15 protein-coding genes and 1 tRNA gene are annotated in these 13,992 nt (G+C 62.4%); 11 read left to right on the top strand and 5 right to left on the bottom strand.

The window, feature by feature from the left end:
- Positions 1-66: 66 nt before the first annotated feature.
- The 6 genes from hemW (at position 67) to recG (ending at position 5,915) form a co-directional block, all read left to right on the top strand.
- Positions 67-1,254 carry a radical SAM family heme chaperone HemW gene (gene hemW / locus VI26_RS05890; RefSeq protein WP_369799194.1) on the top strand — a complete coding sequence of 396 codons (1,188 nt, stop codon included), beginning with the start codon at positions 67-69 and terminating at the stop codon, positions 1,252-1,254.
- Positions 1,254-1,634, top strand: a complete 381-nt coding sequence (locus VI26_RS05885) for a RidA family protein (protein WP_043642167.1) — start codon at positions 1,254-1,256, stop codon at positions 1,632-1,634. The genes hemW and VI26_RS05885 overlap by 1 nt, the downstream gene beginning before the upstream one ends.
- A gap of 241 nt (positions 1,635-1,875) precedes the next feature.
- On the top strand, positions 1,876-2,334 hold the full coding sequence (locus tag VI26_RS05880) for a DUF4124 domain-containing protein (protein ID WP_197081395.1): 459 nt from the start codon (positions 1,876-1,878) through the stop codon (positions 2,332-2,334).
- Positions 2,331-3,167 (top strand): PhzF family phenazine biosynthesis protein, encoded by an 837-nt coding sequence (locus VI26_RS05875; RefSeq protein WP_048408819.1) that lies wholly within the window; start codon positions 2,331-2,333, stop codon positions 3,165-3,167. The genes VI26_RS05880 and VI26_RS05875 overlap by 4 nt, the downstream gene beginning before the upstream one ends.
- Before the next feature lie 192 nt (positions 3,168-3,359).
- The gene (locus tag VI26_RS05870; RefSeq protein ID WP_048408818.1) at positions 3,360-3,788 is read left to right on the top strand and encodes a DUF2147 domain-containing protein; all 429 of its coding nucleotides are present in this window, start codon (positions 3,360-3,362) and stop codon (positions 3,786-3,788) included.
- A 78-nt stretch (positions 3,789-3,866) separates the two neighbouring features.
- Positions 3,867-5,915, top strand: coding sequence for an ATP-dependent DNA helicase RecG (gene recG, locus VI26_RS05865; RefSeq protein WP_048408891.1), 2,049 nt, complete (start codon positions 3,867-3,869; stop codon positions 5,913-5,915).
- Positions 5,916-6,187: 272 nt separating this feature from the next.
- On the opposite strand, the gene VI26_RS05860 is transcribed toward recG, so the two are convergent.
- From VI26_RS05860 to pstS, 5 genes are all read right to left on the bottom strand, one after another.
- Positions 6,188-7,642 carry an inorganic phosphate transporter gene (locus tag VI26_RS05860; protein ID WP_048408817.1) on the bottom strand — a complete coding sequence of 485 codons (1,455 nt, stop codon included), beginning with the start codon at positions 7,640-7,642 and terminating at the stop codon, positions 6,188-6,190.
- A 255-nt stretch (positions 7,643-7,897) separates the two neighbouring features.
- Entirely contained in the window at positions 7,898-8,662 is a 765-nt protein-coding gene (gene pstB, locus VI26_RS05855; RefSeq protein WP_048408890.1) for a phosphate ABC transporter ATP-binding protein PstB, read from the bottom strand.
- Positions 8,663-8,674: 12 nt separating this feature from the next.
- Positions 8,675-9,568, bottom strand: a complete 894-nt coding sequence (gene pstA, locus VI26_RS05850; RefSeq protein WP_156183762.1) for a phosphate ABC transporter permease PstA — start codon at positions 9,566-9,568, stop codon at positions 8,675-8,677.
- Positions 9,569-9,603: 35 nt separating this feature from the next.
- Positions 9,604-10,566, bottom strand: coding sequence for a phosphate ABC transporter permease subunit PstC (gene pstC, locus VI26_RS05845; RefSeq protein WP_048408815.1), 963 nt, complete (start codon positions 10,564-10,566; stop codon positions 9,604-9,606).
- Between the two features lie 71 nt (positions 10,567-10,637).
- On the bottom strand, positions 10,638-11,681 hold the full coding sequence (gene pstS / locus VI26_RS05840) for a phosphate ABC transporter substrate-binding protein PstS (RefSeq protein WP_048408814.1): 1,044 nt from the start codon (positions 11,679-11,681) through the stop codon (positions 10,638-10,640).
- 188 nt (positions 11,682-11,869) lie between these two features.
- Between pstS and tpiA the strand changes: the two genes are divergently transcribed.
- The 5 genes from tpiA to VI26_RS05815 all read left to right on the top strand — a co-directional run bounded on the left by tpiA (position 11,870) and on the right by VI26_RS05815 (position 13,986).
- Positions 11,870-12,616, top strand: a complete 747-nt coding sequence (gene tpiA, locus VI26_RS05835; protein ID WP_082150907.1) for a triose-phosphate isomerase — start codon at positions 11,870-11,872, stop codon at positions 12,614-12,616.
- A gap of 1 nt (position 12,617) precedes the next feature.
- Positions 12,618-12,968 (top strand): preprotein translocase subunit SecG, encoded by a 351-nt coding sequence (secG, locus tag VI26_RS05830; protein WP_048408813.1) that lies wholly within the window; start codon positions 12,618-12,620, stop codon positions 12,966-12,968.
- A gap of 17 nt (positions 12,969-12,985) precedes the next feature.
- Positions 12,986-13,070, top strand: a tRNA-Leu gene (locus tag VI26_RS05825).
- 92 nt (positions 13,071-13,162) lie between these two features.
- A complete protein-coding gene (gene ndhC / locus VI26_RS05820; protein WP_048408812.1) occupies positions 13,163-13,519 on the top strand; it encodes an NADH-quinone oxidoreductase subunit A in 357 nt (118 codons plus the stop codon).
- Complete coding sequence (locus VI26_RS05815; protein ID WP_019103471.1) at positions 13,510-13,986, top strand: NADH-quinone oxidoreductase subunit B family protein; 477 nt, start codon at positions 13,510-13,512, stop codon at positions 13,984-13,986. Before ndhC ends, VI26_RS05815 begins: the two co-directional genes overlap by 10 nt.
- The last annotated feature ends 6 nt before the right edge of the window (positions 13,987-13,992 follow it).

Raw genomic sequence — 13,992 nt, 5'->3', positions numbered from 1 at the left:
GCTCAGCGCTCGGCCGGCGCGGCTGATGCTACAAGGAGCCGCGACGTGCAGGTGAGCAAGATTTCGCTGTCCGCGCTTGGGCTGGGCGGTCAAGTCGGCTTGAAAGAGCTGCCGCCGCTGTCGCTCTACATCCATTTCCCGTGGTGCGTGCGCAAATGCCCGTATTGCGACTTCAACTCGCACGAGCCCAAGAGCGGTTTCGATGAGATGGCCTATGTCGACGCCTTGCTGCGCGATCTGGAATTCAGCCTGCCCGAGGTCTGGGGCCGGCCGCTGAGCAGCATCTTCATGGGGGGCGGCACTCCCAGCCTGTTCTCGCCGCAGGCGATGGACGCGCTGCTGGCCGGCGTGCGCGCGCGCATGCGGCTGCAGCCGGACGCGGAAATCACCATGGAAGCCAATCCCGGCACCTTCGAGGCCGAGCGTTTCCGCGGTTACCGCGAGGCAGGCATCAATCGGCTGTCCATCGGCATCCAGAGCTTCAAGCCTGCGCATTTGCAGGCGCTGGGCCGCATCCATGACGGCGAGGAGGCGCGTCGCGCCATCGATATCGCGCTAAGCCACTTCGACAACGTCAATCTGGACCTGATGTACGCGCTGCCGGGGCAGACCCTGGACGAAGCGCTGGCCGATCTGGACACCGCGCTGTCCTACGGCATCACCCATCTGTCCGCCTATCATCTGACGATAGAACCCAACACCCTGTTCGCGGTGGAGACGCCGCGCAATCTGCCGGACGACGAAATCTCCGCCGACATGCAGGAGGCGATAGAAGCCAGGCTCGCCGCCGCCGGCTTCGAACACTACGAGACTTCGGCGTTCGCGCGGCCGGGCCGCCGCGCGCGGCACAATCTCAACTACTGGCAGTTCGGCGACTATATCGGCATCGGCGCCGGCGCCCACGGCAAGATCAGCAGCCACGCCGGCATCGTGCGCCAGATGCGCTACAAGCAGCCGGCCGCTTATTTGCAGGCGGTGGCCGAGGGCAAGCCCTTGCAAAGCAGCCGCAAGGTGGGACGCGAGGAACTGCCGTTCGAATTCATGATGAATTTGCTGCGGCTGACCGAAGGCTTCGAATTGCGCCTGTTCCAGGAGCGCACCGGCCTGCCGCTGTCCGTCATACAATCCGCCTTGACGCAAGCCGAGGCGCAAGGCCTGATAGCGCGCGACGCCGTGATGTTGCGGCCCACGCTCAAGGGCCAGCGTTTCCTCAATGATTTATTAACCCTGTTCCTGAAAGAAGGAGATGAATAATGGCTAAGGAAATCATCCACACCGACAAGGCTCCGGCCGCCATCGGCGCTTACTCGCAAGCCGTGAAAGCCGGCAACACCGTTTACCTGTCCGGCCAGATCCCGCTGGACCCGGCCACCATGAACGTGGTGGAAGGCGGTTTCGCCGCTGAAACCCATCAGGTGTTCAAGAACATGAAGGCCGTGTGCGAAGCCGCCGGCGGCAGCCTGGACCAGATCGTCAAGCTCAACGCCTATCTGACCGACCTGTCCAATTTCGCCACCTTCAACGAAATCATGGGCCAGTACTTCAGCCAGCCCTTCCCGGCGCGCGCCGCCGTCGGCGTGGCCAGCCTGCCCAAGGGCGTGCTGGTGGAAGCGGAAGCGGTTCTGGTGCTCTAAACCTGCTTACGATCTGCTGCGCTTCGTGAGACGTGGCACGGTGAGTACGTCTTCAAAATGCTCATGTACCGTGTGTACATTCCGCTTTTTCAGCCGTTTTCGCCTTGTCTCGCCTTAGCTCGCGAGATCGTAAACAGGTTCTGAGCGGCCCAACTGCTCGAAATGACAGACCACAAGGCGGCCCAGGCCGCCTTTTTTCATGTTAACTATTTGGACCCTCATTCTAAGCCGTGGAGGTCGCATGAGAGTCCGGATCGCGCTATTGCTATTGCTGCCGGGTCTGGCCTGGGCCCAGGTTTACAAGTGCCGCGACGCGGAAGGTCGGCTGGCCTATCGCGACCAGGCTTGCGCTGATGGCGGCACGGCGGAAGTGTTTCAGCCGCCGCCGCTGAACGTGATGAAGCAGGATGAACGCCAGCGTCGCGGCGTGGCCAAGTATCAGGCCGAGCGTCGGCGCTGGGCCGCCGACGAGGCGCGCGAAGCCCGGCAGCGCCAGGCGGATGGCCGCCGCGCTGAGTTGGCGCGCCAGAGAGAGCTGGACAAGGCGCGCCAGCGCTGTCAAGGTCTGCGGGAGCGTCAGCGGCGCTTGCGGCAGTCCTTGGCGGCGGCGCCGGCCAGGAAGGCGCAGGAGGCGCGCTTGGCCGGTGTGGAAGAGCAGATGGCCGCGGCGGCTTGCCATCAATTCCAGGAGGGGGCATGAGCAGGTATTCGTTCGAATTGGTCAATGTGTTCGCCGAGGAGCGCTTCGGCGGCAATCCGCTGGCGGTGTTCAGCGATGCCAGCGGTTTGGATGATCGCACCATGCAATTGCTGGCGCGGCAGATGAATCTATCGGAAACCGTATTCCTGTTCCCGCATGAAAGCGCGGCGGCGCGGCTGCGCATCTTCACGCCCAGCCAGGAACTGCCCTTCGCCGGCCATCCCACCCTGGGCGCGGCGGCGGTGTTGCACTGGCGCGGAGAACTGGGTGCCAGCTTCCAGTTGCACACCAATGCCGGCCTGATTCCACTGCGGCATCACGATGGGATTTACTCGCTGCGAGCCAATGCGCCGAGCGAGCGCGGCTCCGGCCTCAGCCGCGGCCAGGCCGCGGCGATGCTGGGCTTGGACCAAGAAGACATCGCGCTGGAGCCGGTGTGGCTGGACACCGGCAGCGAGCAATTGCTGATCCGCGCCGCCAGCGCCGGCGCGGTGCTGCGCGCCAAGCCGGTGCATGCCTTGTTGCTGCGAGACGCCACCTTGCGGCCGGGGCGCAGCGTCGCCTACCTATGGCATGAAGATGCCGGCGTGGCCACGGTGCGGCTGTTTTACGAGCAGCAGGGCGCGGTGCTGGAAGACCCCGGCACCGGCTCGGCCTGCGCCAATCTGGGCGGCTGGTGCGCGCTCCATGGCCAGGGGCCCTTGCAATGGCGGGTGGAGCAGGGCGCGGCGCTGGCGCGGCCCAATGTGCTGTATCTGCAAGTGGACGCCGAGCGCAGTATCACGGTGGGCGGGCGGGTGCAGCAGATCGGTCGAGGCGAGATTGTCTTGTAATCCTGGCCCCGGCCGTTGCGGTGCCATTCTTGACGTCGGCATCGGCTGTTGGCATCCTAGAGCCGCTGCTCCAAACCAGCGTTTCAGCGGCTGGCCGCCAGCGCTGCGCAGCGCATCAATAATGACAACCGCCATCAGGGCAAGAGCCGGCCATGGCTTTGCCGGCGGTCCGACTCGCGAGGAAAGATCAAGATGAGCAAATTCGCCAAAGCCGCCTGCCTGGCGTCCGTGCTGGGCCTGTTCAGCCACATGGCGCTGGCTGACAGCGCCGCCGGCGTCTGGAAGACGATAGACGACGAAACCAAGCAGGCCAAGGCCCTGGTGCAGATCAGCGAAAACGCCAGCGGCGAGCTGAGCGGCAAGATCATCAAGCTGTTCGCCAATCCGGAAGCGGTGTGCGACAAGTGCGAGGGCGACAAGAAGGGCAAGCCGGTCAATGGCATGCAAATCCTGTGGGGCCTGAAGAAGGACGGCGCGGAATGGGGCAATGGCAAGATCCTGGATCCCAAGTCCGGCAAGATCTACACCTCCGGCGCCAAGCTGATGGAAGACGGCAAGAAGCTGCGCGTGCGCGGCTATATCGGCCCCTTCTTCCGCTCCCAGGTGTGGGAGCGCCAGTAAGCGGCGACGCGGCCGCATAGCCGATGGGCGGAAGCGATGCGCTTCCGCCTTTTTCTTTATTGGGTACAATCGCTGCTGATGAGCTCCCTAATCGATCCCGCCAATCAAGCGCCGAGCGTGGCGCCGGCTCTGGCCAAGAAGCTGGAAAAGCTGGGCATACGCCGCCGTTTCGATCTGATCCTGCATCTGCCGCTGCGCTATGAGGACGAAACCCATCTATACGCGATCGCCGACGCGCCTTACGGCCAGGCGGTGCTGGTGGAGGGCGAGGTGATCGCCCATGAGATCCAGTTCCGCCCGCGCCGCCAGCTGGTGGCGCGCATCGAGGACGCCAGCGGCAGCCTGGTGCTGCGCTTCATTCATTTCTATCCCAACCAGGTGAAGCAGTTCACCACCGGCAACCGGGTGCGCGCCTTGGGCGAGATCCGCCGCGGCTTCGCCGGCGATGAGATGGTGCACCCCAAGATCCGCGAAGTGGGCAATGGCGCGCCGCTGGCGGAAAGCCTGACTCCGGTCTATCCCACCGTCAACGGCCTGACCCAGCCAGCGCTGCGCAAGCTGATCCACGCCGAACTGGATAGCCAGCCCCTGGGCGAGACGTTGCCGGAGGAACTGGCCGCGCCGCTGCGGCTGACGCCGTTCGCCGAGGCGATCCGACTGCTGCACCTGCCGACGCCGGATTACAGCGCCGGTCAGCTGGCCGATCCCGGCCTACCGGCCTGGCAGCGGCTCAAGTTCGACGAATTGCTGGCGCAGCAGCTATCGATGCGGCTGGCCTATCGCGCGCGCAGGCTGGGCCACGCGCCGCCCTTGCGCGGCGACGGCAAGCTGAGCCAGGCCTTGGCCGAGCGCCTGCCGTTCACGCTGACCGGCGCGCAGCAGCGTGCTTTGGCTGAAGTCCGCGCCGACCTGACTCAGCCGCACCCGATGCACCGGCTGTTGCAAGGCGACGTGGGTAGCGGCAAGACCATCGTCGCGGCCTTGGCGGCCTTGACCGCGATCGAATCCGGCTACCAGGTGGCCTTGATGGCGCCGACCGAAATCCTGGCCGAGCAGCATTTCCTCAAGCTGTCCTCCTGGCTGGAGCCGCTGGGCATCCCGGTGCGCTGGCTGGCCGGCAGCCTGCGCAAGAAGCAGAAACAGGAGGCGATGGCGGCCATCGCCAGCGGCGACACGCGGCTGGCGGTGGGCACGCACGCGCTGTTCCAGGACGAGGTGGCTTTTGAGCGCCTGGGCCTGGTCATCGTCGACGAACAGCACCGCTTCGGCGTGGGCCAGCGGCTGGCGCTGAAAGAGAAGGGCGGCGAGCCGCATCAGCTGATGATGTCGGCGACGCCGATTCCGCGCACGCTGGCGATGAGCTTCTACGCCGATCTCGACGTGTCGGTGATAGACGAGTTGCCGCCGGGGCGCACGCCCATCGTCACCAAGCTGATCAATAGCGCGCGCCGCGAGGAGATTGTCGCCCACGTGGCCAAAACCTGCGCCGACGGGCAGCAGGCCTACTGGGTGTGTCCGTTGATCGAAGAATCGGAAACCCTGCAATTGCAGACCGCGGTGGACACCCACCAGCAACTGACCGCGGATCTGCCGCATTTGGGCGTCGGCCTGGTGCACGGCCGGATGAAGGCGGACGAAAAGGCGGCGGTGATGGCGGCCTTTGCCCGCAACGAGCTGCAAGTGCTGGTGGCCACCACGGTGATCGAGGTGGGCGTGGACGTGCCCAATGCCAGCCTGATGGTGATAGAGCACGCCGAGCGCATGGGCCTGGCCCAGTTGCATCAGTTGCGCGGCCGAGTAGGGCGCGGCAGCGCCAAGAGCGTGTGCGTGCTGATGTTCGACAACCCCTTGTCGGACTTGGCCAAGGCGCGCTTGAAAGTGATATACGAGAATGTTGATGGTTTCGAGATCGCGCGCCAGGATTTGCTGATTCGCGGGCCCGGCGAACTGCTGGGCGCGCGCCAGAGCGGCCTGCCCATGCTGCGTTTCGCCAATCTGGAAGAGGATCTGGAACTGCTGGAAGCGGCGCGCGAGTTGGCGCCCTTGCTGCTGGAACGCCACCCGCAGGCGGTGGATGCGCATCTGGATCGTTGGCTGGCTGGGCGCGAGCAGTTTCTCAAGGCTTGAGAGCGCCATGAATAGGGCAAAAAAAAGCGCCTCGGCTGGGGGGCTGAGGCGCAAAGGGATTGCTGCAAACAACAAAGGAGAAACCATGATGAAGCGAGCAAATATTAGCAATTTATAAAATATTGGCACAAGCGCTCCCGGCTTAAAGCTTGACCCAGGTCAATCGAAAACTTTCCGGGCGGAAATGCCAAAAGAAAAAGCCACCGCATGCGGTGGCTTTGCTTGTTTTTGACAGCTTTAAACAGAACTGCAAAAACGGTTAACCGATTTTATTACAGCCAGAGCGAGGCGATGTAGTACAGACCGCCCGCCAGCAGCATCGATACCGGCAGCGTGAACAGCCAGGCCAGCGCGATCGAGCGGATGGTGGACATCTGCAGGCCGGCCTTGTCCGCCACCATGGTGCCGGCCACGGCGCTGGACAGCACCTGGGTGGTGGACACCGGGAAGCCGAACTGGCTGGCGAGGCCGATGGAGATGGCGGCGGTCATCTGCGCCGACACGCCCTGGGCGTAAGTCATGTCTTTCTTGCCTATGCCTTCGCCCACGGTTTTCACCACGCGGCGCCAGCCGACCATGGTGCCTATGCCCAGCGACAGCGCCACGGCGACGATCACCCAGGTGGGCGCGTATTCGGTGGTGGTGGTCAGGTCTTTGCGCAGATTCTGCAGCATCTGCTTTTCATCGGCGGACAGCTTGGGCAGCGCGGAGGCCTTCTTGGCGGCGTCGTCCAGGCACAGCAGCTCGGTGCGCACATTCCAGCGCTGGTCCGAACTCAAGGCGTGGTAATCGCCGCCGTCGCCCATGGTGGCCAGCAGACGTTGAACGGTGGCCGGCGTTTCCAGCGGATGGCATTCATACTGGCTGCTGCCCTTGGACGGCACGATGATCTTGCTCAGCTCCACCTGATTGCGCTCGTAGAACTTCTGCAGATGCACGGCGGCGTCGCGGGTGCGGTCCAGCTGGTAAGGGGTGCTGTCCAGGTCCAGCACGAACTTGGCCGGCACGATGCCGATCAGCACCAGCATGATCAGGCCCACGCCTTTCTGGCCGTCGTTGGAGCCGTGGGCGAAGCTGACGCCCATGGACGACACGATCAGCATGAAACGGGTCCAGAACGGCGGATGCTTGCGGCCTTCCACTTGCTGGCGCTGATAGGGCGTCTTATGCACATTGCTGTGCGGCCGGTAGCGCCGTAGCAGGATGACGATCAGCGCCGCCAGCAGCGCGCCCACCACGGGCGAGGCCAGCAAGGAGGCGCCGACGTCCACCGCCTTGCTCCAGTTCACGCCGTGGGACAGCGAGGTGCCGTGGATCAGGCTATTGGCCACGCCTACGCCCAGAATGGCGCCGATCAGGGTGTGGCTGCTGGACGCGGGCAGGCCGAAATACCAGGTGCCCAGGTTCCAGGCGATGGCGGCGGTCAACAATGCGAACACCATGGCCATGCCGCGGGTGGTGTTGACCGAGATCAGCAGGTCCACCGGCAACAGGTGCACGATGGCGTAGGCGACGGCGAGGCCACCGGTGATCACGCCGAGGAAGTTGAAAATGCCGGAATAGAACACCGCGAGACGCGGTTTCATCGATTGGGTATAGATAACGGTAGCCACCGCGTTGGCAGTGTCATGGAAGCCGTTGATGAACTCAAAGGCGAGCACGAAGCCCAGGGAAAGCACCAGGGTGATGGCGACGTGGGTCTCAAGCCCGGAAAACAGGTCCAACATGGTGAAATGTGCACACAGTATCGTAAAGGCGCGATTGTTGTGTCCAGGGCCAATGCCGTCAAGTACTTATAAAAAAAAAATAAATGGTGTCGTATTTGTCGGAAAAGCATGCGGAATCGCCTTGACAGACCGGGCCGCGAGAACGGCTGATTTAGACGATTTTTTGCGGCTGTCATGCTGATTTGCCATGTGTTGAACGCCAAAAGCCGCCATGCCGGAAACGGTCATGACGGCGGTCTGGCAACTGGGCGGGAATCAGCCGAACTTGCCGGTGATGTAGTCTTCGGTGGCCTTCTTCTGCGGGGTGGTGAAGATGGAATCGGTGTCGCCGAATTCGATCAACTCGCCCAGATACATATAGGCGGTGTAGTCCGACACCCGCGCCGCCTGCTGCATATTGTGGGTGACGATGGCGATGGTGTAGTCCTCTTTGAGCTCATGGATCAGCTCTTCGATGTGGGCGGTGGAAATCGGGTCCAGCGCCGAAGTGGGCTCGTCCAGCAGCAGCACTTCCGGCTTGGACGCCACCGCGCGCGCGATGCACAGCCGCTGCTGCTGGCCGCCGGACAGCGAGTTGCCGGACTGCTTGAGCTTGTCCTTGACCTCGTCCCACAGCGCGGCCTTGCGCAGCGCCCATTCCACCCGGTCCTCCATCTCGCCCTTGGACAGTTTTTCGTAGAGCTTCACGCCGAAGGTGATGTTGTCGTAGATGGACATCGGGAACGGGGTGGGCTTCTGGAACACCATGCCCACCTTGGCGCGCAGCAGGTTGACGTCCACGTCGCGGCCCAGGACGTTGTGGCCGTCCAGCAGGATGTCGCCCTCGGCGCGCAGGCCGGGGTAGAGCTCGTACATGCGGTTGAAGGTGCGCAGCAGCGTGGACTTGCCGCAGCCGGACGGGCCGATGAAGGCGGTGACCTTGCGCGAGGCGATTTCCAGCTGGATGTTCTTCAGCGCGTGGAAATTGCCGTAAAAGAAGTTCAGATTCTTGACCTGAAGCTTGGTGTGAATTTCAGCCATGGTCTGCAAGCCTTAATGCGATTGATTTTTCTGGCTGCCCATCCAGCGGGCAACGATATTCAGCGTCAGCACGCTGAAGGTGATCAACAGGGAGCCGGCCCAGGCCAGCTTGTGCCAGTCCTCGTACGGGCTCATCGCGAACTGGAAGATCACGATGGGCAGGTTGGCCATCGGCTGGTTCATATTGCTGTTGAAGAACTGGTTGTTCAGCGCGGTGAACAGCAGCGGCGCGGTTTCGCCGGAAATGCGCGCCACCGCCAGCAGGATGCCGGTCAGCACGCCGGCCTTGGCCGAACGCAGGGTGACGTGCAAGGTCACCTTCCACTGCGGCGCGCCCAGCGCCGACGCGGCTTCGCGCAGGCTGCCCGGCACCAGGCGCAGCATGTTCTCGGTGGTGCGCACCACCACCGGAATCACCAGGATGGCCAGCGCGAAGGAGCCGGCCCAGCCGGAAAAGTGTCCGACCGACACCACGTAGACTTCGTAGATGAACAGGCCGATGACGATGGACGGCGCCGACAGCAGGATGTCGTTGATGAAACGGGTGGCCGGAGCCAGCCAGCCGCGCTGGCCGAACTCGGCCAGGTAGATGCCGGCCAGGATGCCGATCGGCGTGCCGAACAAGGTGCCGAAGGCGGTCATCATCAGGCTGCCGTAAATGGCGTTGGCCAGGCCGCCGGTACTGCCCGGCGGCGGCGTGCTGGCGGTGAACACCTCCCAATTCAGCCCGGTCAAGCCGTGCTGCAACAAGGTGCTCAGAATCCAGAACAGCCAAAACAGGCCGAAGGCCATGGTGAACATCGACGCGCCCATATTGATGCGGTTCACCAGCCGGCGGCGGCGGTAAACGCTGCTGTCGGCCTTGGAGGAAATGACGGATTGGGGCGGGCGCAGGGCGGAATTCATAACGGTTTGGCTCATGCGGTTAGCGTCTCTCGTGTTCAGGACGGGCGACCTTCCTGTTTCTTCAGGCGCAGCAACAGCAATTTGGAGCACGCCAGCACCACGAAGGTGATGAAGAACAGGATCAGGCCCAGTTGAATCAGGGAGGAGAGATAAAGCTCGCCATTGGCTTCGGCGAATTCATTGGCCAGCGAGGAGGCGATGGAATTGCCCGGTTCGAACAGGCCGGCGGCGAAGCGGGTGGAGTTGCCGATGACGAAGGTCACCGCCATGGTCTCGCCCAGCGCGCGGCCCAGGCCGAGCATGATGCCGCCGACCACGCCGGTCTTGGTATAGGGCAGCACCACATAGCGCACCACTTCCCAGGTGGTGGAACCCAGGCCGTAGGCGGACTCCTTCAGCATCACCGGCACCACTTCGAACACGTCGCGCATCACCGAGGCGATGAAGGGGATGATCATGATGGCCAGGATCAGGCCGGCGGTGAAAATGCCTATGCCCATCGGCGCGCCCTGGAACAGCACACCCAGCAGCGGGATATTGCCAAGGGTGTCGGTCAGCAGCGGCTGCACGTGGTCGGCGAAAATGGGCGCAAACACGAACAGGCCCCACATGCCGTAAATGATGGACGGAATGCCGGCCAGCAGTTCCACCGCGATGCCCAGTGGCCGCTTCAGCCAGGTGGGGCACAGCTCGGTCAGGAACAGGGCGATGCCGAAGCTGACCGGCACGCCGATCAACAGGGCGATGAAAGAGGTGGCCAGGGTGCCGAAGATGGGCACCAGCGCGCCGAACTGCTCATTAACCGGGTCCCAGTCGCTGGTGACCAGAAACTTGAAGCCGAAGGCGTGGATGCTGGGCAGTGCGCCTATCAGCAGCGAAATCAGGATGCCCACCAGCAAGGCCAACACCAGGAAGGCGAAGAAGCGGGTGACCCAGCGGAACAGATTGTCCAGCAATAACTGGGTTTTGATTTGCGGCGAGTGACTCAACTTTTGCATATGCATGCTCATTTATCAGACAAAAAGCCGGGGAAGCCTTCCCCGGCCTGCGTGCGTGCATTGTATGCGGCTTAGTTCCACACCGGCTTGCCGCCGTTGTCGGCAATTTGCTTCCAGCTGGCGCGGATCACGCCCTTGATCGCGTCCGGCATCGGGATGTAGTCCAGATCCAGCGCGGTCTTGTCGCCGTTCTTGTAAGCCCAGTCGAAGAATTTCAGCACTTCGCCGCCCTGGGCCGGCTTGTCCTGCTTCTTGTGCATCAGGATGAAGGTGGCGCCGGCGATGGGCCAGCTGTCCTTGCCCGGCTGGTTGGTCAGCAGCAGGTAGAAGCCCGGCGCTTTCTTCCAGTCGGCGTTGGCGGCGGCGGCCTTGAAGCTGGATTCGTCCGGCTTGACGAAGCTGCCGGCCTGGTTCTGCATCAGGCCGAAGGCCAGCTTGTTCTGCTTGGCGTAGGCGTATTCGACATAGCCGATCGCGCCCTTGATGCGGGTCACGTAGTTGGCCACGCCCTCATTGCCCTTGCCGCCCACCGGATTGCCTTTCCAGCTGACCGCGGTGTTGGAGCCCACTTCCTTGGCCCAGTCCGAGGACACCTTGGACAGGTAGTTGGTGAAGATGAAGGTGGTGCCGGAGCCGTCGGAGCGACGCACCACGGAGATGCGCAGGTCCGGCAGCTTGACGCCGGGGTTGAGCTTGGCGATGGCCGGGTCATTCCACTTGGCCACCTTGCCCAGGTAGATGTCGGCCAGCAGCGGGCCGGTGAACTTCACCTGTCCCGGGGCGATGCCGGGCACGTTCAATACCGGCACCACGCCGCCGATGACGGTGGGGAATTGGGTCAGGCCGGATTTTTCCAGCTCTTCCGGCTTCAGCGGCATGTCGGAGGCGCCGAAGTCCACGGTCTTGGACTGGATCTGCTTGATGCCGCCGCCGGAACCGATGGATTGGTAGTTCAGATTGTTATTGGTGCCGGCCTTGTAAGCGGCGGCCCATTTGGCGTACAGCGGATACGGGAAGGTGGCGCCCGCGCCGGTGATGTCGGCGGCCACGGCCGCGCCGGACAGGCAGACGGAGCCCAGTACAAACGATGCGGCCAGACGAACAGACTGTTTCATGCCTACTCCTGAGAATGGATGAGGTGCGTGGTGATGGGCGCATGCTAAGGCTGAAATTTTTCAGGAATATTACAAGTCGTGGAATGGCATTCGATTGCGGACAATCAATGTTGCGTGGCGGGCGGTTTGAGCGGGAAAGAGCGCGGCAGTATAATCGGCGGATATTTCAAGACCATGAGGAGTCGGGGATGTCCGGCAAGCTGGTGATTGGCAACTGGAAGATGAATACTCGCGCCGACAGCGCGCAGGCGTTGTTGGCGGCTTTGCTGGCCGATGAGGCGAGCAACCGCGACTGGGTCGGCGTGGCCGCCCCGGCGGTTTACCTGGCCGGCTTGGGCGAGCGGCTGCGCGGCCAGGCCTTGCGCCTGTGCGCGCAGGATGTCAGCGCCTTCGACCAGGACGGCGCCTTCACCGGCGAGACCAGCGCCGCGATGCTGGCCGATATCGGCTGCGCTTATACCCTGGTGGGCCACTCGGAGCGCCGCCAGTACTTCGGCGAGAGCAATGCCGTCCTGCTGAAGAAAATGCGCGCCGCGATCGCCGCCGGCCTGGCGCCGGTGTTGTGCGTCGGCGAAACGCTGGAGGAGCGCGAGGCCGGCCGTCAGCTGGAAGTGATTCGCGATCAGCTTGCGCTTCTGGCCGAGATAGACCATGGTGAATACGTTGTGGCTTATGAACCGGTCTGGGCCATTGGCACCGGCAAGGTGGCGACGCTGGCGCAAATCGCCGAAATCCATGGCGCGATCAAAAATTGGTGCTTGCAAAACGTCAAGGCCTCCGATAATATTCGCGTCCTCTACGGCGGCAGTGTCAAGGCAGAGAATGCCGAAGCGATTCTGGCGACTGAAAATGTCGACGGAGCCCTTGTTGGAGGGGCATCTCTGGACGCCGGTTCATTCAGGGCAATTTGCCAAGCCGCAGGAAAATTGATATAGTATGGAACTTCTTAAGACGCTTATCTGGATTGTAAATATCCTGTCCGCAGGCACTATTATCGTGCTAGTTTTGATGCAGCACGGCAAGGGTGCGGACATGGGTGCGGCTTTCGGTAGCGGCGCTTCCGGTAGCTTGTTCGGCGCGTCTGGTTCTGCGAATTTCTTGAGTAGAACAACCGCTATTGCAGCGGCCGTGTTCTTCTCGACTTCCCTTGCTCTGGTTTTTCTGTCTGGGGGCGGAAAAAGTGATCTGGGCGTGATGGGGACCAAGGTTGAACAGGTTGCACCGCAAATCCCGGCCGGTGTGCCTAGCGATAAAGCTTCGGGTACGACATCGAAAATACCGGAGTAACAATTAAAGCTTGCTGTGCCGACATGGTGAAATTGGTAGACACGCTATCTTGAGGGGGTAGTGGCGAAAGCTGTGTGAGTTCGAGTCTCACTGTCGGCACCACCATTCAAAAACAGGCCACCGGGACTCCGGTGGCCTGTTTTATTTGGAGCCAAGGGGGGTGACCCCCTTTCTTTCGTGGGGGTGTACGGGAAATGCTGCAAAATTACTTTCCCATTCTGCTGTTTGTCTTGGTCGGACTGTTGGTCGGCGTAGGCCCTATTTTATTGGGCAAGCTGCTGGCTCCCAACCGTCCCGATCCAGAGAAACTGTCTCCGTATGAGTGCGGCTTCGAGGCTTTCGAAGACGCTCGCATGAAATTTGACGTCCGCTATTATCTGATAGCCATCCTCTTCATCCTGTTCGATCTGGAAGTGGCCTTCCTGCTTCCGTGGGCGGTGGTGTTGAAGGAGCTGGGCACGTACGGCCTCGGCGTCATGGTGGAGTTCCTGGGCGTATTGACCCTGGGCTTCGTCTACATGTGGAAAAAAGGAGCTCTGGAATGGGAGTAGAAGGTATTCTGGAGAAGGGGTTTGTCACCACGACGGCTGACAAGCTCATCAATTACACCCGAACCGGTTCGCTGTGGCCGATGACCTTTGGTCTGGCCTGTTGCGCGGTGGAAATGATGCACGCTGGCGCGGCGCGTTATGACCTGGACCGTTTCGGCATCGTGTTCCGCCCCAGCCCGCGCCAGTCCGATCTGATGATCGTGGCCGGCACGCTGTGCAACAAGATGGCCCCGGCCCTGCGCAAGGTTTACGACCAGATGGCCGAGCCGCGCTGGGTGATCTCGATGGGTTCCTGTGCCAACGGCGGCGGCTATTACCATTATTCCTATTCAGTCGTGCGCGGCTGCGATCGCATCGTGCCGGTCGACGTCTACGTGCCCGGCTGTCCGCCAACTGCAGAGGCCTTGCTGTACGGCATCATCCAGCTGCAGAACAAGATCAAACGCACCAACACCATCGCCCGCTAAGGTAGA

This window comes from Chromobacterium sp. LK1 (genome assembly GCF_001043555.1).
GTDB lineage: Bacteria > Pseudomonadota > Gammaproteobacteria > Burkholderiales > Chromobacteriaceae > Chromobacterium > Chromobacterium aquaticum.
Note: the sequence above shows the minus strand (reverse complement) of the source record. Positions and strands in the feature narration are given on the sequence as shown.